The sequence below is a fragment of the Streptomyces sp. NBC_01450 genome (assembly GCF_036227505.1).
Lineage (GTDB): Bacteria > Actinomycetota > Actinomycetes > Streptomycetales > Streptomycetaceae > Streptomyces.
On record NZ_CP109480.1, the window covers coordinates 6849318 to 6869644 of the forward strand.

The window sequence follows — 20327 nt, forward strand, 5'->3', positions numbered from 1 at the left end:
GTGGCCGGTAAGGCCGGTCAAAAACTTCTGATAAAGTCGGACTCGCCGAAAGAGAGCCGCAAGGCAATCGAAAAGGCAAAGGCCCTCCAACGGCCACCGGAAATGAATTCCGACCGGAAACGGAACGGAAAACGGATCTGGTAAGGTTGGAAACACCGAAGGGAAGCGCCCGGAGGAAAGCCCGAGAGGGTGAGTACAAAGGAAGCGTCCGTTCCTTGAGAACTCAACAGCGTGCCAAAAATCAACGCCAGATATGTTGATACCCCGTCTCCGGCCGATCGGCTGGGGCGAGGTTCCTTTGAAAAAGTCCTGCCGGGCACTGCCTGGTAGGCGCACAGCGAGGACGCTGTGAACCGGGGGGATTATTCCTCTTCCTGGTTCCGCTCTCGTGGTGTCGTCCCGATTACGGGAAAACATTCACGGAGAGTTTGATCCTGGCTCAGGACGAACGCTGGCGGCGTGCTTAACACATGCAAGTCGAACGATGAAGCCCTTCGGGGTGGATTAGTGGCGAACGGGTGAGTAACACGTGGGCAATCTGCCCTTCACTCTGGGACAAGCCCTGGAAACGGGGTCTAATACCGGATAATACCTGCCTGGGCATCTGGGTGGGTTAAAAGCTCCGGCGGTGAAGGATGAGCCCGCGGCCTATCAGCTTGTTGGTGAGGTAGTGGCTCACCAAGGCGACGACGGGTAGCCGGCCTGAGAGGGCGACCGGCCACACTGGGACTGAGACACGGCCCAGACTCCTACGGGAGGCAGCAGTGGGGAATATTGCACAATGGGCGAAAGCCTGATGCAGCGACGCCGCGTGAGGGATGACGGCCTTCGGGTTGTAAACCTCTTTCAGCAGGGAAGAAGCGAGAGTGACGGTACCTGCAGAAGAAGCGCCGGCTAACTACGTGCCAGCAGCCGCGGTAATACGTAGGGCGCAAGCGTTGTCCGGAATTATTGGGCGTAAAGAGCTCGTAGGCGGCTTGTCACGTCGGGTGTGAAAGCCCGGGGCTTAACCCCGGGTCTGCATTCGATACGGGCTAGCTAGAGTGTGGTAGGGGAGATCGGAATTCCTGGTGTAGCGGTGAAATGCGCAGATATCAGGAGGAACACCGGTGGCGAAGGCGGATCTCTGGGCCATTACTGACGCTGAGGAGCGAAAGCGTGGGGAGCGAACAGGATTAGATACCCTGGTAGTCCACGCCGTAAACGGTGGGAACTAGGTGTTGGCGACATTCCACGTCGTCGGTGCCGCAGCTAACGCATTAAGTTCCCCGCCTGGGGAGTACGGCCGCAAGGCTAAAACTCAAAGGAATTGACGGGGGCCCGCACAAGCAGCGGAGCATGTGGCTTAATTCGACGCAACGCGAAGAACCTTACCAAGGCTTGACATACACCGGAAACGGCCAGAGATGGTCGCCCCCTTGTGGTCGGTGTACAGGTGGTGCATGGCTGTCGTCAGCTCGTGTCGTGAGATGTTGGGTTAAGTCCCGCAACGAGCGCAACCCTTGTTCTGTGTTGCCAGCATGCCCTTCGGGGTGATGGGGACTCACAGGAGACTGCCGGGGTCAACTCGGAGGAAGGTGGGGACGACGTCAAGTCATCATGCCCCTTATGTCTTGGGCTGCACACGTGCTACAATGGCAGGTACAATGAGCTGCGAAGCCGTGAGGCGGAGCGAATCTCAAAAAGCCTGTCTCAGTTCGGATTGGGGTCTGCAACTCGACCCCATGAAGTCGGAGTTGCTAGTAATCGCAGATCAGCATTGCTGCGGTGAATACGTTCCCGGGCCTTGTACACACCGCCCGTCACGTCACGAAAGTCGGTAACACCCGAAGCCGGTGGCCCAACCCCTTGTGGGAGGGAGCTGTCGAAGGTGGGACTGGCGATTGGGACGAAGTCGTAACAAGGTAGCCGTACCGGAAGGTGCGGCTGGATCACCTCCTTTCTAAGGAGCATCTAGGCTGCCGGGCTTGCCCGGTGGTCCAGGGCCATTACGTCGGCAAATGTTCGACGGTGGTTGCTCATGGGTGGAACGTTGATTATTCGGCATTTTCGGTCATCTCAGGCTGTGAGTACTGCTCTTCGGGGCGTGGAAAGCTGATCATGGGTGGCGGGGATGCCGGGCACGCTGTTGGGTGTCTGAAGGTACGGCCGATTGTTGGCTGCCTTCAGTGCCGGCCCCAGTGCACTCGAACCGGAAGGTTCGGGGTGATGGGTGGTTGGTCGTTGTTTGAGAACTGCACAGTGGACGCGAGCATCTGTGGCCAAGTTTTTAAGGGCGCACGGTGGATGCCTTGGCACCAGGAACCGATGAAGGACGTGGGAGGCCACGATAGTCCCCGGGGAGTCGTCAACCAGGCTTTGATCCGGGGGTTTCCGAATGGGGAAACCCGGCAGTCGTCATGGGCTGTCACCCTTGCCTGAACACATAGGGCAAGTGGAGGGAACGCGGGGAAGTGAAACATCTCAGTACCCGCAGGAAGAGAAAACAACCGTGATTCCGGGAGTAGTGGCGAGCGAAACTGGATGAGGCCAAACCATATGCGTGTGAGACCCGGCAGGGGTTGCGTATGTGGGGTTGTGGGATTTCTCTTTCACGGTCTGCCGGCCGTGAGACGAGTCAGAAACCGTTGATGTAGGCGAAGGACATGCGAAAGGTCCGGCGTAGAGGGTAAGACCCCCGTAGTCGAAACGTCAACGGCTCGTTTGAGAAACACCCAAGTAGCACGGGGCCCGAGAAATCCCGTGTGAATCTGGCGGGACCACCCGCTAAGCCTAAATATTCCCTGGTGACCGATAGCGGATAGTACCGTGAGGGAATGGTGAAAAGTACCGCGGGAGCGGAGTGAAATAGTACCTGAAACCGTGTGCCTACAAGCCGTGGGAGCGTCGCGCATTGAGTTTACTCAGTGCGTCGTGACTGCGTGCCTTTTGAAGAATGAGCCTGCGAGTTTGCGGTGTGTTGCGAGGTTAACCCGTGTGGGGAAGCCGTAGCGAAAGCGAGTCCGAATAGGGCGATTTAGTAGCGCGCTCAAGACCCGAAGCGGAGTGATCTAGCCATGGGCAGGTTGAAGCGGCTGTAAGAGGTCGTGGAGGACCGAACCCACCAGGGTTGAAAACCTGGGGGATGACCTGTGGTTAGGGGTGAAAGGCCAATCAAACTCCGTGATAGCTGGTTCTCCCCGAAATGCATTTAGGTGCAGCGTCGTGTGTTTCTTGCCGGAGGTAGAGCACTGGATAGGCGATGGGCCCTACCGGGTTACTGACCTTAGCCAAACTCCGAATGCCGGTAAGTGAGAGCGCGGCAGTGAGACTGTGGGGGATAAGCTCCATGGTCGAGAGGGAAACAGCCCAGAGCATCGACTAAGGCCCCTAAGCGTACGCTAAGTGGGAAAGGATGTGGAGTCGCAGAGACAACCAGGAGGTTGGCTTAGAAGCAGCCACCCTTGAAAGAGTGCGTAATAGCTCACTGGTCTAGTGATTCCGCGCCGACAATGTAGCGGGGCTCAAGCGTACCGCCGAAGTCGTGTCATTGCAGCAATACTCCCAACGGAGGCTGTGATGGGTAGGGGAGCGTCGTGTGCCGGGTGAAGCCGCGCCGGAAGGCAGTGGTGGACGGTTCACGAGTGAGAATGCAGGCATGAGTAGCGATACACACGTGAGAAACGTGTGCGCCGATTGACTAAGGGTTCCTGGGTCAAGCTGATCTGCCCAGGGTAAGTCGGGACCTAAGGCGAGGCCGACAGGCGTAGTCGATGGATAACCGGTTGATATTCCGGTACCCGCTGTGAAGCGTCAAACATCGAACCAGGCGATGCTAAGTCCGTGAAGCCGCCCCGGAGCCTTCGGGCAAAGGGGAGTGGTGGAGCCGACGGACCAGACCTGTAGTAGGTGAGTGATGGGGTGACGCAGGAAGGTAGTCCATCCCGGGCGGTGGTTGTCCCGGGGTAAGGGTGTAGGCCGTGTGATAGGTAAATCCGTCACACATTAAGGCTGAGACCTGATGCCGAGCCGATTGTGGTGAAGTGGATGATCCTATGCTGTCGAGAAAAGCCTCTAGCGAGTTTCATGGCGGCCCGTACCCTAAACCGACTCAGGTGGTCAGGTAGAGAATACCGAGGCGTTCGGGTGAACTATGGTTAAGGAACTCGGCAAAATGCCCCCGTAACTTCGGGAGAAGGGGGCCATCACCGGTGATGAGTCTTGCACTCTGAGCTGGGGGTGGCCGCAGAGACCAGCGAGAAGCGACTGTTTACTAAAAACACAGGTCCGTGCGAAGCCGTAAGGCGATGTATACGGACTGACGCCTGCCCGGTGCTGGAACGTTAAGGGGACCGGTTAGTCACTCTTCGGGGTGGCGAAGCTGAGAACTTAAGCGCCAGTAAACGGCGGTGGTAACTATAACCATCCTAAGGTAGCGAAATTCCTTGTCGGGTAAGTTCCGACCTGCACGAATGGCGTAACGACTTCTCGACTGTCTCAACCATAGGCCCGGTGAAATTGCACTACGAGTAAAGATGCTCGTTTCGCGCAGCAGGACGGAAAGACCCCGGGACCTTTACTACAGTTTGATATTGGTGTTCGGTTCGGCTTGTGTAGGATAGGTGGGAGACTGTGAAGTGCGGGCGCCAGCCCGTGTGGAGTCGTCGTTGAAATACCACTCTGGTCGTGCTGGATGTCTAACCTGGGTCCGTGATCCGGATCAGGGACAGTGTCTGATGGGTAGTTTAACTGGGGCGGTTGCCTCCTAAAGAGTAACGGAGGCGCCCAAAGGTTCCCTCAGCCTGGTTGGTAATCAGGTGTTGAGTGTAAGTGCACAAGGGAGCTTGACTGTGAGACCGACGGGTCGAGCAGGGACGAAAGTCGGGACTAGTGATCCGGCGGTGGCTTGTGGAAGCGCCGTCGCTCAACGGATAAAAGGTACCCCGGGGATAACAGGCTGATCTTCCCCAAGAGTCCATATCGACGGGATGGTTTGGCACCTCGATGTCGGCTCGTCGCATCCTGGGGCTGGAGTCGGTCCCAAGGGTTGGGCTGTTCGCCCATTAAAGCGGTACGCGAGCTGGGTTTAGAACGTCGTGAGACAGTTCGGTCCCTATCCGCTGTGCGCGTAGGAATATTGAGAAGGGCTGTCCCTAGTACGAGAGGACCGGGACGGACGAACCTCTGGTGTGCCAGTTGTCCTGCCAAGGGCATGGCTGGTTGGCTACGTTCGGGAGGGATAACCGCTGAAAGCATCTAAGCGGGAAGCCTGCTTCGAGATGAGTATTCCCACCCCCTTGAGGGGTTAAGGCTCCCAGTAGACGACTGGGTTGATAGGCCGGATCTGGAAGGCGGGTAACCGCTGGAGGTGACCGGTACTAATAGGCCGAGGGCTTGTCCTCAGTTGCTCGCGTCCACTGTGTTGGTTCTGAAACCACGAACAACCCCGTTGTCGGGCCACGGCAATGGTGCGGTAGTTTGAAAAGTTTCATAGTGTTTCGGTGGTCATAGCGTGAGGGAAACGCCCGGTTACATTCCGAACCCGGAAGCTAAGCCTCACAGCGCCGATGGTACTGCAGGGGGGACCCTGTGGGAGAGTAGGACGCCGCCGAACAAATTTTATAGGGAACCCCCGTACCGGGATATCGGTACGGGGGTTTTCTGTGTTCACGGTCATTTTTTTGGGGCCTCTCGGTTCGAGAGGCCCCTTTTTTGTGCCGGTTTACAGTCGTCCCGCTGCCTTGAGGGCCAGATACGCATCCGCGAGGGCTGGCGCCAGGTCGTCCGGAACCGCGTCGACGACGGTGACTCCATGGCGCTGCAGCTGCTCGGCCGTGCGATGGCGTTCCGTCTGGGCCTGGGCCGCGGCCGCCGCCTCGTACACCGCCTCGGCGCTTCCCCGAGACGTCGCCATTTGCGCGATGTGCGGGTCGGCGACTGAGGCCACGAGGACTGTGTGGCGATGGGTGAGACCGGAGAGTACGGGGAGCAGGCCCTCTTCGATGGGGGCCGCGTCGAGGCTGGTCAGCAACACGATCAGCGAGCGGCGAGGGGCCGTACGGAGGGCCATGGCGGTGAGGCCGCGGGCGTCCGTTTCGACGAGCTCCGGCTCCAGGGCCGCCATGGCGTTGACCAAGGACGGGAGGACGTCGCCGGCTGAGCGGCCCTGAACCAGGGCGCGTACTCGGCGGTCGTACGCGAGGAGGTCCACGCGGTCGCCGGCCCGGGAGGCCAGGGCGGCGAGGAGGAGTGCCGCGTCCATGGAAGCGTCGAGGCGTGGGACGTCGCCCACGCGACCGGCCGAGGTTCGGCCTGTGTCGAGGACCAGAAGGATGTGGCGGTCGCGTTCGGGACGCCAGGTGCGTACGGCGACCGTGGTCTGGCGGGCTGTGGCACGCCAGTCGATGGAGCGGGTGTCGTCGCCGGGGACGTACTCGCGCAGGCTGTCGAATTCCGTGCCCTCGCCGCGGGTCAGGACGCTGGTGCGGCCATCGAGTTCTCGCAGGCGGGCCAGTTTGGAAGGGAGGTGCTTGCGGCTGGTGAAGGGTGGCAGGACTCGTACCGTCCAGGGGACCTTGTGGCTGCCCTGGCGGGCGAAGAGACCGAGGGGGCCGTACGAGCGGATGGTGACGCGGTCCGCCTGGCGGTCACCGCGGCGGGTGGGGCGCAGGTGGGTGGTGAGGCGTCGACGCTCGCCTGCGGGGACCGTCAGGCGGTGACGGGAGGCCGCCACCTCGGTGCCCGGCTCCCAGCTGCTGGGGGGCCAGGCGTCACGGAGGCGGGCGCGCAGGAGCCGGCCGGAGGGGTTGGTGACGGTCAGGGTGACATCGGCGGTCTCGCCGAGGCGTACGGAGGTGTCGCCGGAGCGGGCCAGGCCGAGGCGGCGTACGGGTGCGGCCAGGGCGGCGTCGCAGGCGCAGGCCAGGGCCAGGGGAGCGTTCACGGCGAGGATGCCCGCCCAACTCGGTCCCCAGATGCCGACGGGGAGTGTGCCGAGGGCCGCCAGCAGGGCGGCGCGTCCGGTGAGTGCCATCAGCGGGGGACGGGGACGTGGGCGAGGATCGCGTTGATGACCGAGTCGGCCGTCACGCCCTCCATCTCGGCCTCGGGGCGGAGCTGGATGCGGTGGCGGAGGGTGGGCAGGGCCAGGGCCTTCACGTCGTCGGGGATGACGTAGTCACGGCCGGTCAGCCAGGCCCAGGCGCGGGCTGTGGCGAGGAGGGCGGTCGCGCCGCGCGGGGAGACGCCGAGGGTGAGGGACGGCGATTCGCGGGTGGCGCGACAGATGTCGACGACGTAGCCGGTGATTTCGGGGGAGACCGATGTCTTGGCCACGGCGGCGCGGGCGGCTTCCAGGTCGGCCGGGCCCGCCACGGGGCGTAGACCGGCGGCGCGCAGGTCGCGCGGGTTGAAGCCCTCGGCGTGCCGGGTGAGGACGTCGATCTCGTCCTGACGGGACGGCAGAGGGATCGTCAGTTTCAGGAGGAAGCGGTCCAGTTGGGCCTCGGGCAGAGGATACGTTCCCTCGTACTCGACCGGGTTCTGGGTCGCGGCGACCAGGAAGGGCTCCGGGAGCGGGCGGGGGGTGCCGTCGACCGTGACTTGACGTTCCTCCATCGCTTCGAGGAGGGACGACTGGGTCTTGGGCGGGGTGCGGTTGATCTCGTCGGCCAACAGGAGGTTCGTGAAGACCGGGCCGGGCTGGAACGAGAACTCGGCGGTGCGTGCGTCGTAGACGAGAGAGCCGGTGATGTCGCTCGGCATCAGGTCGGGAGTGAACTGGACGCGCTTGGTGTCGAGTTCGAGCGCGGATGCGAGCGCGCGGACGAGCAACGTTTTGGCGACTCCGGGGACTCCTTCTAGTAGAACGTGTCCGCGGCAGAGGAGGGCGACGACGAGGCCGGTCACGGCGGGGTCCTGGCCGACCACGGCTTTGGCGATCTCGGCGCGCAGGGCTTCCAGAGAGGAGCGGGCGGTGCCCGGATCCCCGGTGTACCCGGCGTTGTCAGTGGTCGGGTCCATCATGAACGGCGTACCTCTCTTTCGAGGGCGTCGAGTTGGTCGGCGAGGGAGATGAGGGCCGCGTCGTCGCTGGGCGGCGGGCCGAAGAGGAGGGCGTGCAGGGCCTGTCCGTCGCCGGAGAGGCGGGCTGACAGAGCGGGGAGCAGTGCTTCGGGGGCGTGCGCCTGGACGGGGGATACGCCGATGAGGGGGGCGAGTCGGGTGCGGGTGGTGGAGCGCAGAGCGGCGGCCGCGCGGTCGCGGGCGTTGGCTTTGCGGTAGAGGCGGGCGCGGCCTTCGACGGTTTCGGAGGCGCGGATCGCGACGGGGAGGCGTTCGGGTACGAGGGGGCCGAGTCGGCGTGCCCTCCAGAGGGCGGCCAGGGCTGCCGCGATGAAGAGCTGAAGGGTGCCCCAGAGCCAGCCCGAGGGGAGCAGGTCGAGGAAGGTCTTTTTGCCCGCGTCGGTGGCCGAGGCGTCGGAGAGCGAGGGGAGGTACCAGACCAAGTGGGGGCGGGAACCGAGCAGTTGGAGGGCGAGCGAGGCGTTGCCCTGCTTGTCGAGACGGTTGTTGTAGAGGATGTCGGGGGCTCCGATGACGACGGTGTCGCCGTTCCCGGTGGCTGCGGGGATGCGCAGCAGGGTGGGGAGGCCGTCGCTGGGGTAGCAGACATCGGCGTCACGGGCGCTGGTGCTGTAGCGGATGCCGCCGGTGTCGGCGCTGCCCGCGCGACGGGCGGCGGGCAGGTCGCAGTCGGGGGAGAGCGTCGAGTCGAAGCTGATCGCGGGATCGGCGGTGACTCCGGGGGCGAGGGTGCCCAGGGAAGGCGAGTCCGGGGCGATCAGGATCGTACGGCCGCCGGAGTTCTTGGTCGCCGCGCGAAGGCTGGACTGCTGATGGTCGGTCAGCAGGTCCGGGGCGGCGACGAGGAGAGTGGTGTCGGCGCCGGCCGCGGCGCGGGCCTCGTCCAGGGTGGTGACCACGCGTGTGGAGACACCGCGGTCGCCGAGGAGTTCGGCGGTGGCGCGGCTGCCGTAGGGGTCGGCGGAGCGCGGGTCGAGGCGGCCGTGCTGGGCGCCGGAGCGGATCACGGCGATGGCGACGGCGGCCGCGAGCAGGATCACGACGGCGAGGGCGATGCCTCGGGTGCGGGTCCACAGCTGGCGGGCGGTGGGCGAGGCCGAGGTGGACGTGAGGGTGGCCTCGGTCATGAGGCGGCCCCCTGGCGGGTGTTGCGGTCCGTGCTCTGGGCGCCGCTGGTGAGTTCGGGCTTGGTGCGCTCGATGTCGCGGTCGAGTTCGGTGAGGCGTTGGTATGTGTCGGAGCCCGCGGCCCGGCCGCCGTATGTGACCTCGTCGAAGTCCCTGGCGGCGGCGCGCAGTCGGTCCGTGTGGGAGGGCAGCGTGCGGCCGGCTTCGGCGGCGGCCTCGTCCGCGGTGCGGCCGGGGCGTGGGTCGAGCAGGGCACGCTCCTCGAGGGAGCGCACGACGGCGCGCATGCGTTCCTGGACGGCTTGGTTCCAGTGGCCCTGGGCGGCGTGTGCCTCGGCGGCCGCGCGGTGCTCGGCGGCGCTGCGGGGGCGGTCGTCGAAGAGTGCGGCGGACGAGGTGGGGGTGCGGTGCGGGGTGCCGAGGCGCCACCAGAGGGCGGCCACGACAGCCAGCACCGCCACCACGATGACGACAAGTCCGAGCGCGCCCCCGGGAGTCGCGGTGGAGGCGGCGCCGAACAGTTTGTCGACCCAGTCCCAGAAGGCGTTCAGGGCGCGTTGCACCGGGCTGGGGTCGTTCTCGTGGTACATCCGCTTGGACAGCTCCCGCTTGGCCGCCTCCCGTGCGGGGTCGCGCGGGATCGTCACCGGTGGTTCGTCGCCGCGCGGCAGCGCTAGTACGGCCGTGGCGCCGGTGTGCGGCAGTGCCAGTACCGCTGTGAGAACTCCCCCCGCCGGACTCACCGCATCAACTCCCCGGAGTGGTGCCGGGGGTGCTGGAGCCGTAGTCCTGGACACCGGCGGCGCGGGCCAGGTCGAGGTCGAGGGCCTCGCGGCGGATGCGCTGGTCGATGTAGAGGAGCACGGTGACGCCCGCGGAGATCGGGAAGGTGATCATGGCTCCGATCACCGAACCGATTCCGCTGACGATGAGGAACGTCCAGCCGGCGCTGCCGGCGCCGCTGAGGAAGCCGGTGATGCCGTCGCCGCTCAGGGCGGAGGCGATGAGGGCGAAGGGGATCACGACGATCGACGCCACGATGTTGGCGATGATCGTGGCGAGCAGCTGGATGCCGAAGACTCGCCACCAGGAGCCGCGGACGAGTTTCGCGGAGCGGCTCATCGACTTCAGGACGCCTTGCTTCTCCAGCATCAGGGCGGGCGAGGCGAGCGAGAAGCGGATCATCAGCCAGAGGGCGACGACGCTCGCGCCGAGCCCGCCGAGGACCGCGAGCGCGGTGCCCGCGTCGCTCGAGCCGGCGATCGCGATGAGCAGGCCGGGAAGAGTGCCGACGGTGATGATCGCGATGGCGATGAGCGGCAGCAGGAAGGTGAGGCCGAACAGCTTGGGCAGCTGGGGTTTGGCGTCGCGCCAGGCCTCGGAGGTGGTCACCGACTTGCCGAGCACCGCGCGGCTGGTGACGGAGGTGAGCAGGGCCGTCGCGACGATGGTGCCGAGCAGGCCGATGAGCACGACGACGCCGGAGCTCAGCAGGGTGTCGCCCAGGGCGCGGCTGAGCTCGCCGGCGGTGGCGCTCGGGTCGTTGAGGACGTCCGTGCTCGCGCTGTCGTCCAGGACGAGGCCCTGGAGCAGGATGACCGCGATCTGGGTGACGACGGCGACGGTGAGGGAGATGCCCAGGACGGTGCGCCAGTAGGTCCGCATCGTGGAGACCGCGCCGTCGAGGATCTCGCCGACGCCGAGCGGGCGCAGGGGGATCACGCCGGGTTTGGCGGCGGGCGGCGGGCCGCCCCAGTTGCCGCCCCAGCCACCGGGACCTCCTGGGCCACCGTAGCCAGGGCCGGGGCCTCCCCAGCTGCCGTAGCCACCGCCCTGGCCTCCGTGGCCACCCGTGCCCGGAGGCCGCTGGCCGCCCCAGCCGGGGCCGGGGGGTGGTGGCGGCGGGGCCTGGCCGGGGCCCTGTGGGCTGGGAGCGGACCACTGGCCGGGCGGGGGCTGCTCCTTGGACCACTTCGAGGGCGGCTCCGGATGGTTCGTGCCACCTTGGTCCGCGGGCTGCTCCGGGGGCTCGGCGGCGCCGGAGTTGTCCGGCTCCTGCCCGTCGGAGGGGGCAGATCCGGGCGAGGCCCAGCCCGGAGTGTCTTTCATCGTCGCTCCTTCACGGTGCCCGTCCGCGGTCGCGGCGGCAGGTTGGCAGCCATCGTGCCACGGTGTGCCCGGCATGGGACCGGCCCCCGTATGGGGTGGACATCTTCAATTGTCCGCCTGCTACGGGGCAGACTGGGCGGATGGCTGATCAGAACGCGCAATTCCGCGAGGACGAGGGGCCACTGGAGATACCGGCGATCCGCTGGGACGAGCCCCCCGAAGGGCCGGTGCTGGTCCTTCTCGACCAGACACGGTTGCCGGCCGAGGAAGTTGAGCTGGTGTGCACGGACGCTCCCGCGCTGGTGGAGGCGATCCGCACGCTGGCCGTACGAGGGGCGCCGTTGCTGGGCATCGCCGGGGCGTACGGGGTCGCGCTCGCCGCCGCGCGCGGGTTCGACGTGGACGATGCGGCCCAGGCGCTGGCGGGCGCCCGGCCCACCGCGGTGAACCTCGCTGTCGGTGTGCGCCGGGCGCGGACGGCGTATCGGGCCGCGCTCTCCGGCGGTGGTGATCAGCGGCAGGCTGCCCGGGCGGCGCTCGAAGCGGCGCGGGCGCTGCACCGGGAGGATGCCGCGGCGAGCGCGCGGATGGCCGGGCACGGGTTGGCGCTGCTCGACGAGCTGCTGCCGGGAGGTGGGCACCGGATTCTGACCCATTGCAACACCGGGGCGTTGGTGTCCGGTGGGGAGGGCACGGCCTTCGCGGTGGCACTCGCGGCGCATCGGGCGGGGCAGCTGCGGAGGCTGTGGGTGGACGAAACGCGTCCGTTGCTGCAAGGTGCTCGCCTGACGGCTTACGAGGCGGCGCGCAGCGGAATGGCGTACACCTTGCTCACGGACAACGCGGCGGGATCACTGTTCGCGGCGGGGGAGGTGGACGCGGTGCTCATCGGGGCCGATCGGATCGCTGCCGACGGTTCGGTGGCGAACAAGGTGGGGAGCTATCCGCTCGCGGTGCTGGCCCGGTATCACCATGTGCCGTTCATCGTGGTGGCGCCGGTGACGACGGTGGACCCGGACACCCCGGACGGAGCATCCATCGAGGTCGAGCAGCGCCCCGGTCATGAAGTGACCGAGGTCACAGCACCGCAGGTGCCTGTGGCGGGAGTGGAAGCGGGAGGCGGGATACCGGTGGCACCCCTGGGGACCCAGGCGTACAACCCGGCGTTCGATGTGACGCCCCCCGAGTTGGTGACGGCGATCGTGACCGAAGAGGGCGCTGTGTCGCCCGTGACGGCTGAGGCACTCGCTGAGCTGTGTGACAGGTCACGCCAGGTAACGATTTAGTTAATGGGATGATGTCGTTTATGAAGGGACGAGTCCTTGTCGTCGATGACGACACCGCACTGGCCGAGATGCTCGGCATTGTGTTGCGTGGTGAAGGTTTTGAGCCGTCTTTCGTAGCCGACGGCGACAAGGCGCTGGCCGCTTTCCGTGAGACCAAGCCCGATCTGGTGCTCCTGGACCTGATGCTTCCCGGCCGGGACGGTATCGAGGTGTGCCGCCTGATCAGGGCGGAGTCCGGGGTGCCGATCGTGATGCTTACCGCGAAGAGCGACACCGTCGATGTCGTGGTCGGCCTCGAGTCGGGTGCCGACGACTACATCGTGAAGCCGTTCAAGCCAAAGGAGCTGGTGGCCCGGATCAGGGCACGGCTGCGCCGTTCCGAGGAGCCGGCACCCGAGCAGCTGGCCATCGGCGATCTTGTGATCGATGTGGCCGGTCACTCTGTGAAGCGGGACGGGCAGTCGATCGCGCTGACGCCGCTGGAGTTCGATCTGCTGGTGGCGCTGGCCCGCAAGCCGTGGCAGGTGTTCACGCGGGAGGTGCTCCTCGAACAGGTGTGGGGCTACCGGCACGCGGCGGACACCCGTCTGGTCAACGTCCATGTCCAGCGGCTGCGCTCCAAGGTCGAGAAGGACCCGGAGCGGCCGGAGATCGTGGTGACCGTTCGTGGTGTCGGTTACAAGGCCGGACCGAGCTGACATGTCCCGGGACAGTGCCGCTTCGGCGCCCGGTGAGCCGGGGGTCCGTTCGGGGCGGCCTGTCGGCCGGAAGGTGACAGGCTCCCGTTGGGGACGTTTCTTGGAGGGCGGGCTGCTGCAGGGCGGAGTCCAGGGCAGTCCGGTCCTTCGGTTGTTCATGCGCTGGGTGCGCCGTCCGCTGCTGCCCGTGATGCGGCTGTGGCGGCGCAACATCCAGCTCAAGATCGTCGTCACGACGCTGCTGATGTCGCTGGGTGTCGTGCTGCTGCTCGGCTTCGTGGTCATCGGGCAGGTGCGCAACGGTCTGCTGGACGCGAAGGTCAAGGCCTCGCAGAGTCAGGCCACGGGTGGCTTCTCGGTGGCCAAGCAGAAGGCGGACGCGGCCGTGACGGCCACCGGCGACGACGGTTCGAGTGCTGATGGCCGCCCGTCCAGGAACGTCATTAATTGGATGAGCGACCTCGTGGTGTCCCTCTCCAGTGGTGGGCAGGGCGCCTTCGACGTGGTGACGCTCAGCTCCGGTGGGGCCGGAAACGGCGGCGCGGGGCTCGGGCCGCGCTCCTCGGGCAGTGTCGATCCGACGGTCAGCGTGCCGGTGGCCCTGCGCGCACGCGTCGACAGCAGCACGCTGGCGGCCCAGAGCTACACCCGCGTCGTCTACAAGGACGACAAGGAGTCGCAGCCGGCGCTGGTCATCGGCAAGCAGGTCAACGACCCCAACGGAGAGCCCTACCAGCTCTACTACCTCTTCCCGCTGACGCAGGAGGAGAAGTCGCTGAGCCTGGTCAAAGGGACGCTCGCGACGGCCGGACTGTTCGTCGTGGTGCTCCTGGGAGCCATCGCCTGGCTGGTGGTGCGCCAGGTCGTCACTCCGGTGCGGATGGCGGCCGGGATCGCCGAGCGGCTCTCCGCCGGGCGCCTGCAGGAACGGATGAAGGTCACCGGCGAGGACGACATCGCGCGGCTCGGTGAGGCCTTCAACAAGATGGCGCAGAACCTTCAGCTGAAGATCCAGCAGCTGGAGGACCTGTCGCGGATGCAGCGCCGGTTCGTGTCCGACGTGTCGCACGAGCTGCGTACGCCGCTCACGACCGTCCGGATGGCGGCCGATGTCATCCACGACGCGCGCGTGGACTTCGATCCGGTGACCGCTCGGTCGGCCGAACTGCTCGCCGATCAGCTGGACCGGTTCGAGACGCTGCTCGCGGACCTGCTGGAGATCAGCCGGTTCGACGCGGGCGCGGCGGCGCTGGAGGCCGAGGCGATAGACCTCCGGGAGGTCGTACGGCGTGTCGTCAGCGGGGCCGAGCCCCTCGCCGAGCGCAAGGGCTCGCAGATACGCGTGGTCGGCGACCAGCAGCCGGTGATCGCCGAGGCGGATGCCCGGCGGGTGGAGCGGGTGCTGCGCAACCTCGTCGTCAACGCAGTGGAGCACGGCGACGGCAAGGAAGTGGTGGTCAGGCTCGCCGCGGCGGGCGGGGCGGTCGCCATCGCGGTGCGCGACTACGGCGTAGGCCTCAAGCCCGGCGAGGCGACCCGGGTCTTCAGCCGCTTCTGGCGTGCCGACCCGGCGCGCGCGCGAACCACCGGCGGCACGGGGCTCGGCCTGTCCATCGCCCTGGAGGACGCCCGGCTGCATGGCGGCTGGCTGCAGGCGTGGGGCGAGCCGGGTGGCGGTTCGCAGTTCCGGCTGACGCTGCCGCGGACCGCGGACGAGCCGCTGCGGGGGTCCCCGATACCTCTGGAGCCGATGGACTCGCGGCGCAATCGTGGACTCACTGACGCGGGACTGCCCTCCGGCGGTGGCGACAAGCTCGCCACGGTGCCGGTGCAGAACACGGGCGGGAAGACGGCACCCCACATGCAGCGGGCGTCCGTGGTGCCGCGGCTGGCCGGGGCGTCGCCCACGGCCGATCCGACGGCGCTGCCGGGCAACGGCGCGCGTGTGGTGCCGAGGCCCTCCGGGGCCGTGCGGCGGCCGGACGACATGCCTCCCGTGGGTGGGGAGCGGACCGTGCAGGAGCGTGGCCGGGACGGCGGCGGGCCTGAAGGACTCGGACAAGGAGAGCCCGAGGAACTCGGGCAAGGGGAGGCATTTCGTGGGCGCTGACCGCGAGGGGAGCGGCCGTCTGCGTCCTGCGCGTGTGGGGGTGTACATCGGCTGCGGCGCATTGCTGCTGACCGGGTGTGCCTCGATGCCCGACAGCGGGGATCTGCGCGGGGTCGAGTCGACACCGAGGCCGGACTCGCAGGTCCGCATCTTCGCCCTGCCGCCGCGCGAGGACGCCCCGCCGGCGGATATCCTGCAGGGCTTCCTGGAGGCACTGACCAGTGACGACCCGCAGTACGAGACGGCGCGCAAGTATCTGACGGCGAGCGCCCGCAAGGCGTGGGATCCGTACCGCTCCACGACCGTTCTCGCGGACGGGCCCAACCCCGAGTCGGAGCACTCGGGCACCAGGGAGGGCGACGACTCGTACACGCTCTCCGGCAGCAAGGTCGCCACGGTGGACGCACAGCACGCGTACGCGCCGGACGCCGGTTCGTACCGGACGACGGTGCACCTCACGCTGCAGAAGGACACCAAGCAGTGGCGTATCGACGCGCTGCCGCAGGGCGTGGTGATGGGCAACTCCGACTTCCAGCGCAACTACGTGTCCGTCAACAAGTACTACTTCGCCTCGAACGTGCCCTCCGGCTCGGGCGGACTGCTGGGGACCGTCGCCGATCCCGTCTATGTGCGGGACAAGGTGGACCCGATGACGGAGATGGTCCGATCCCTCCTGAAGGGGCCCACGCGCTGGCTGGATCCGGTGGTGACGTCGAGCTTCCCCTCCGGCACGGAGTTGAAGAAGGGCGTCACGTCGTTGTCGCCCGACGACCGCAACAGGGTGACGGTCCCGCTGAACAAGAAGGCCGACCGGGTCGGAGAGACCCAGTGCGACAAGATGGCCACCCAGCTCCTCTTCACGCTCCAGGATCTGACGCCCACGGGCGTCGAGGAGGTGGAGCTGCAGCGCTCGAACGGTTCGCAGTTGTGCGTGGTCACCGAGAGCCGGGCGCAGACCATCGCTTTGCACGGCACGGCCAAGCACCCCGAGTACGAGTACTTCATCGACGGCAAGCAGCGGCTCGTACGGCTGCCCAGCGGCAACAGGGACAAGCAGCCCGAGCCGGTGCCCGGTGCGCTGGGAGTGGGCGACAAGAAGCTGCGGTCGGCCGCGGTGTCGCGGAGCGAGGACAGCGCGGCCGGTGTGTCGGCCGACGGGAGTTCGCTGTACGTCGGATCGCTGGTGTCGGGCGCCTCACTGGGGGACGCGGTACTGCACAGCCAGGGGGCGACGACGGACGACCGGCTGACGACGCCCAGTTGGGACGGACAGGGCGACCTGTGGGTGGCCGACCGCGATCCGAAGAACCCGCAGCTGCTCCTGCTGGAGAAGGGCGCGGGTACTCCGCTGGAGGTCACCGCGCCGGGCATCGACGGCCGTGTCCAGGCGGTGCGGGTGGCCGCCGACGGGGTGCGGATCGCGCTGATCGTGCAGAAGGACGGCAAGAGCTCACTGCAGATCGGGCGCATCCAGCGCGACACCAGGACCGGCGGACGGCCCCTCATCTCGATCCTCGAGCTGCGCTCCGTGGCGCCGCAGCTGGAGGAGGTCACCGCCATGTCGTGGGCCGGGGACAGCCGGCTCGTCGTCGTCGGGCGTGAGTCCGGTGGAGTGCAGCAGATGCGCTACGTCCAGGTCGACGGGTCCACTCCGGTGGGCGCCGCGCCCTCCGCGCTCACGGGGGTGAAGGAGGTCGCCGCGTCCGAGGACGAACGGCTGCCGCTGGTGGCGCACTCGGAGGAGGACGGAATCGTGCGGCTGCCTGCCGGGGCGCCGTGGCAGAAGATCGTCAAGGACGGCACGGCACCGGTCTATCCCGGGTAGGGATTTTCGCCGGGCCTCCCTTTTCGGGCAGGCCCGGCCGCCGTACGGGTGGACCTGGCCGCCATTACGCGGTGGTTCCCCCGGACGGGTGACGGCCGTGGAGTTGTCCACAGGCGGTTGTCCACAGGGGTGGCTGGTCGGCCCGCGCGTTGGCACAGTGGTGGACATGCGGGGGTGGTGGCAGGACCTCACCGATCTGGTGCTGCCGGCCGAGTGCGGAGGCTGCGGAAGGCCTCGCACGGTGCTCTGCCCGGAGTGCCGTGCCGCCCTGAGTGGGGCCGCACCGCGCCGGGTGCGGCCGGATCCGGAGCCGCCCGGGCTGCCGGTGGTGCACGCGGCGGCCCCATACGAGGACGAGGTGCGCGCGACGCTCCTCGCCCACAAGGAACGGGGGGCACTGACACTTGCGACTCCCTTGGGGACGGCCCTGGCGGGGGCTGTGCGGGCAGGGCTGGGGCACAGGTGCCTCTCGGTCCCGGAGAGGCTGCCCACGGCCTCGGACGGGTGCCTGAGGGGCGGGAGCGGGCAACGGTGGCCCGGCGGTGGTCAAGGGTCCGCGCTGCCTTCCGGCCCAGGGCCTCTGCTGCTTGTTCCCCTGCCGTCCTCGCGGCGGGCGGTGCGGGCGCGGGGACATGACCCGGTGCGGCGGATCGCGCTCGCGGCGGCGGGGGAGCTGCGGCGTACGGGGATGCCGGCCCGGGTGCTGGCCGTGCTGCGGCAGCGGCGTGCCGTGGCCGACCAGGCGGGACTCAACTCCCGGCAGCGACTGGACAATCTCGCGGGCGCCCTGGAGGTGGCCGCCGGAGGCGCCCGGCTGTTGGCGGTCGGCGCTCGGGTCGTCCTCGTGGACGACCTGATGACGACGGGCGCCTCGATGGCGGAGGCGGCCCGTGCCGTACGGGCGGCGGTGGCGGGCGTCGATCCAAGCCCGGACACTGATGCATGCCCGGATTCCGACGCATGCGTCGCGCAAGCGGGGGAAGCAACGGGGGAACGGATGACCGAGGCAACGACAACGGGTACGGACCGGGCACAAGCAGCCCAGGGAATGGCGGGTGTGAGCGGAGCCGGCGACATGATCTGCGCGGCCGTGATCGCGGCGTCGCCAGACTCTTTCGAAATAAACTGGAACTGACCGAGAACTTCCATCGTTGCAGGTAATGACCAGGTCAATTCACCTGAACGGAGGTACGCCGCAGTAGAGGGTGACGACATCCGTCCGGGCGAGATATGTTCGGTTGTGAGGCAATGGCGCAGGCCGTACCTCGACCATCCGGATGCCGTGCTGCGGGTTTCTGAATCACCCGTAGCGCTGGGGTGTAGATCTTGCCCATGGGGGAGGAGGAGGTGAAAGTCACCAAGTCCGAGGTTCCGGCACTCACCGGGGCCTGGTGCAAAAGGGAGACGCTCCGCCAGTGCAGCGGAGCAATCCGGGAACGGAGTTCTGCGTGGACATCGTCGTCAAGGGCCGCAAGACCGAGGTGCCCGAGCGGTTCCGCAAGCACGTGGCCGAGAAGCTGAAGCTGGAGAAGATCCAGAAGCTCGATGGCAAGGTGATCAGCCTCGACGTGGAGGTGTCCAAGGAGCCCAACCCCCGGCAGGCCGACCGTTGCGACCGAGTGGAGATCACGCTCCACTCCCGCGGTCCGGTGATCCGGGCGGAGGCGGCGGCAAACGACCCGTACGCGGCACTCGACCTGGCGGCGGACAAACTCGAAGCCCGCCTGCGCAAGCAGCACGACAAGCGCTACACCCGCCGTGGCAACGGCCGGATCTCGGCCGCCGAGGTCGCCGACCACGTCCCCGGCGCCGCGACGCTCAACGGGAACGGGGCCGTCGTCCACGAGGACGACATGGACAGCGTGCCGACGAAGAAGATCGGCTCCCTCGAGGTCATGGGCGAAGGCCCCCTCATCGTTCGCGAGAAGACCCACGTGGCCGCCCCGATGACGCTCGACCAGGCGCTCTACGAGATGGAGCTGGTCGGGCACGACTTCTATCTCTTCGTCGACTCCGAGACGAAGGAACCCAGTGTCGTCTACCGGCGGCACGCGTACGACTACGGCGTCATCCACCTCAGCACGGACCCCATGGTCGCCCAGGCCGGATCGGACGCGCCGGGCGGTGCGCTCGGCGGCTGACCCGTCCCGATGACGGCTGAGCCGGTGCCCCTGGAGCGCGCGTGCGCCCCCAGGGGCACCGGTGTGCGACCACTTCACGGCCCGCTCTGTCACCGCACTGTCGTCCCGGCATGGAATCATGGCCGAACCGGCCCCAACCGGTGGGCCGTTGCCTCGGATTGGCGATGGCACAGGAACACAGGCCACGGCCTTCAGGGGGAGGAACGATGGCGGACAGCTTCGGACCGATGCGTGACGGGGATGCCGACGGCGGCGTCGTCGGCATGGGCCCGGACGCGGGCTCTTCACGCAAGGAGCCCATTCGGGTCCTCGTCGTGGACGACCATGCCCTCTTCCGCCGCGGTCTGGAGATCGTGCTCGCGGCCGAGGAGGACATCCAGGTCGTCGGCGAGGCGGGTGACGGGGCGGAGGCGGTCGACAAGGCAGCCGACCTGCTACCGGACATCGTGCTGATGGACGTACGCATGCCGAAGCGGGGCGGCATCGAGGCGTGCACCTCCATCAAGGAGGTGGCTCCGAGCGCGAAGATCATCATGCTGACGATCAGCGACGAGGAGGCCGATCTCTACGACGCGATCAAGGCGGGCGCGACCGGTTATCTCCTCAAGGAGATCTCCACGGACGAGGTGGCCACGGCCATTCGCGCGGTGGCGGACGGGCAGTCGCAGATCAGCCCGTCGATGGCGTCGAAACTTCTCACCGAGTTCAAGTCGATGATTCAGCGGACGGACGAGCGCCGACTCGTGCCCGCGCCGCGGCTCACGGATCGCGAGCTGGAGGTTCTCAAGCTCGTCGCGACCGGGATGAACAACCGGGATATCGCCAAGGAGCTGTTCATCTCCGAGAACACCGTGAAAAACCATGTGCGCAACATCCTGGAGAAGCTGCAACTGCACTCCAGGATGGAGGCGGTGGTCTATGCGATGCGGGAGAAGATCCTCGAGATCCGGTGAGTGAGCGTGAGGCT

General features: G+C 67.0%; 12 protein-coding genes and 3 rRNA genes. 10 read left to right on the plus strand and 5 right to left on the minus strand.

The features are described 5' to 3' along the window. Nucleotides 1-416: 416 nt before the first annotated feature. The 3 genes from OG568_RS30605 (at nucleotide 417) to rrf (ending at nucleotide 5593) form a co-directional block, all read left to right on the plus strand. Nucleotides 417-1942: ribosomal RNA gene (locus OG568_RS30605) — 16S ribosomal RNA — on the plus strand. A gap of 317 nt (nucleotides 1943-2259) precedes the next feature. Then, nucleotides 2260-5381, plus strand: a 23S ribosomal RNA gene (locus OG568_RS30610). Nucleotides 5382-5476: 95 nt separating this feature from the next. After that, nucleotides 5477-5593, plus strand: a 5S ribosomal RNA gene (gene rrf, locus OG568_RS30615). The 16S, 23S and 5S rRNA genes sit together here, the layout of an rRNA operon. Before the next feature lie 108 nt (nucleotides 5594-5701). Here the strand turns inward: rrf and OG568_RS30620 are convergent. From OG568_RS30620 to OG568_RS30640, 5 genes are read right to left on the minus strand one after another with little or no spacing between them, the layout of a single operon-like run. Beyond that, nucleotides 5702-7012, minus strand: coding sequence for a DUF58 domain-containing protein (locus OG568_RS30620; RefSeq protein WP_329533866.1), 1311 nt, complete (start codon nucleotides 7010-7012; stop codon nucleotides 5702-5704). Continuing rightward, the gene (locus OG568_RS30625; protein WP_329536504.1) at nucleotides 7012-8001 is read right to left on the minus strand and encodes an AAA family ATPase; all 990 of its coding nucleotides are present in this window, start codon (nucleotides 7999-8001) and stop codon (nucleotides 7012-7014) included. The genes OG568_RS30620 and OG568_RS30625 overlap by 1 nt, the downstream gene beginning before the upstream one ends. Next, nucleotides 8001-9191, minus strand: a complete 1191-nt coding sequence (locus OG568_RS30630; RefSeq protein ID WP_329533867.1) for a DUF4350 domain-containing protein — start codon at nucleotides 9189-9191, stop codon at nucleotides 8001-8003. The genes OG568_RS30625 and OG568_RS30630 overlap by 1 nt, the downstream gene beginning before the upstream one ends. Further along, on the minus strand, nucleotides 9188-9934 hold the full coding sequence (locus tag OG568_RS30635) for a DUF4129 domain-containing protein (protein WP_329533868.1): 747 nt from the start codon (nucleotides 9932-9934) through the stop codon (nucleotides 9188-9190). The genes OG568_RS30630 and OG568_RS30635 overlap by 4 nt, the downstream gene beginning before the upstream one ends. 4 nt (nucleotides 9935-9938) lie before the next feature. Then, nucleotides 9939-11300, minus strand: a complete 1362-nt coding sequence (locus tag OG568_RS30640; RefSeq protein WP_329533869.1) for a DUF7544 domain-containing protein — start codon at nucleotides 11298-11300, stop codon at nucleotides 9939-9941. A gap of 140 nt (nucleotides 11301-11440) precedes the next feature. On the opposite strand from OG568_RS30640, the gene mtnA reads away from it, so the two are divergent. From mtnA to OG568_RS30675, 7 genes are all read left to right on the plus strand, one after another. Continuing rightward, nucleotides 11441-12586, plus strand: a complete 1146-nt coding sequence (mtnA, locus tag OG568_RS30645; RefSeq protein WP_329533870.1) for an S-methyl-5-thioribose-1-phosphate isomerase — start codon at nucleotides 11441-11443, stop codon at nucleotides 12584-12586. 8 nt (nucleotides 12587-12594) lie between these two features. After that, nucleotides 12595-13284, plus strand: a complete 690-nt coding sequence (mtrA, locus tag OG568_RS30650; protein ID WP_015659998.1) for a two-component system response regulator MtrA — start codon at nucleotides 12595-12597, stop codon at nucleotides 13282-13284. 1 nt (nucleotide 13285) lies between these two features. Then, nucleotides 13286-15394: an MtrAB system histidine kinase MtrB gene (gene mtrB / locus OG568_RS30655; protein ID WP_329533871.1), complete on the plus strand. Its 2109-nt coding sequence runs from the start codon at nucleotides 13286-13288 to the stop codon at nucleotides 15392-15394. Continuing rightward, nucleotides 15384-17219: an LpqB family beta-propeller domain-containing protein gene (locus tag OG568_RS30660; RefSeq protein WP_266413441.1), complete on the plus strand. Its 1836-nt coding sequence runs from the start codon at nucleotides 15384-15386 to the stop codon at nucleotides 17217-17219. Before mtrB ends, OG568_RS30660 begins: the two co-directional genes overlap by 11 nt. Nucleotides 17220-17385: 166 nt before the next feature. Beyond that, complete coding sequence (locus OG568_RS30665) at nucleotides 17386-18354, plus strand: ComF family protein (protein WP_329533872.1); 969 nt, start codon at nucleotides 17386-17388, stop codon at nucleotides 18352-18354. A 313-nt stretch (nucleotides 18355-18667) separates the two neighbouring features. Next, nucleotides 18668-19360 carry a ribosome hibernation-promoting factor, HPF/YfiA family gene (gene hpf / locus OG568_RS30670; protein WP_443077787.1) on the plus strand — a complete coding sequence of 231 codons (693 nt, stop codon included), beginning with the start codon at nucleotides 18668-18670 and terminating at the stop codon, nucleotides 19358-19360. Nucleotides 19361-19566: 206 nt separating this feature from the next. Next, the gene (locus OG568_RS30675; RefSeq protein WP_266413445.1) at nucleotides 19567-20313 is read left to right on the plus strand and encodes a response regulator; all 747 of its coding nucleotides are present in this window, start codon (nucleotides 19567-19569) and stop codon (nucleotides 20311-20313) included. Nucleotides 20314-20327 lie beyond the last annotated feature (14 nt).

What these genes read in the sequence shown, in the direction of transcription:
- mtrB (WP_329533871.1), top strand. Translation starts at nt 13,286, where the DNA reads ATGTCCCGGGACAGTGCCGCTTCGGCGCCCGGTGAGCCGGGGGTCCGT.
- OG568_RS30625 (WP_329536504.1), bottom strand. Translation starts at nt 8,001, where the DNA reads ATGGACCCGACCACTGACAACGCCGGGTACACCGGGGATCCGGGCACC.
- OG568_RS30675 (WP_266413445.1), top strand. Translation starts at nt 19,567, where the DNA reads ATGGCGGACAGCTTCGGACCGATGCGTGACGGGGATGCCGACGGCGGC.
- OG568_RS30640 (WP_329533869.1), bottom strand. Translation starts at nt 11,300, where the DNA reads ATGAAAGACACTCCGGGCTGGGCCTCGCCCGGATCTGCCCCCTCCGAC.
- OG568_RS30630 (WP_329533867.1), bottom strand. Translation starts at nt 9,191, where the DNA reads ATGACCGAGGCCACCCTCACGTCCACCTCGGCCTCGCCCACCGCCCGC.
- OG568_RS30665 (WP_329533872.1), top strand. Translation starts at nt 17,386, where the DNA reads ATGCGGGGGTGGTGGCAGGACCTCACCGATCTGGTGCTGCCGGCCGAG.
- mtrA (WP_015659998.1), top strand. Translation starts at nt 12,595, where the DNA reads ATGATGTCGTTTATGAAGGGACGAGTCCTTGTCGTCGATGACGACACC.
- OG568_RS30620 (WP_329533866.1), bottom strand. Translation starts at nt 7,012, where the DNA reads ATGGCACTCACCGGACGCGCCGCCCTGCTGGCGGCCCTCGGCACACTC.
- mtnA (WP_329533870.1), top strand. Translation starts at nt 11,441, where the DNA reads ATGGCTGATCAGAACGCGCAATTCCGCGAGGACGAGGGGCCACTGGAG.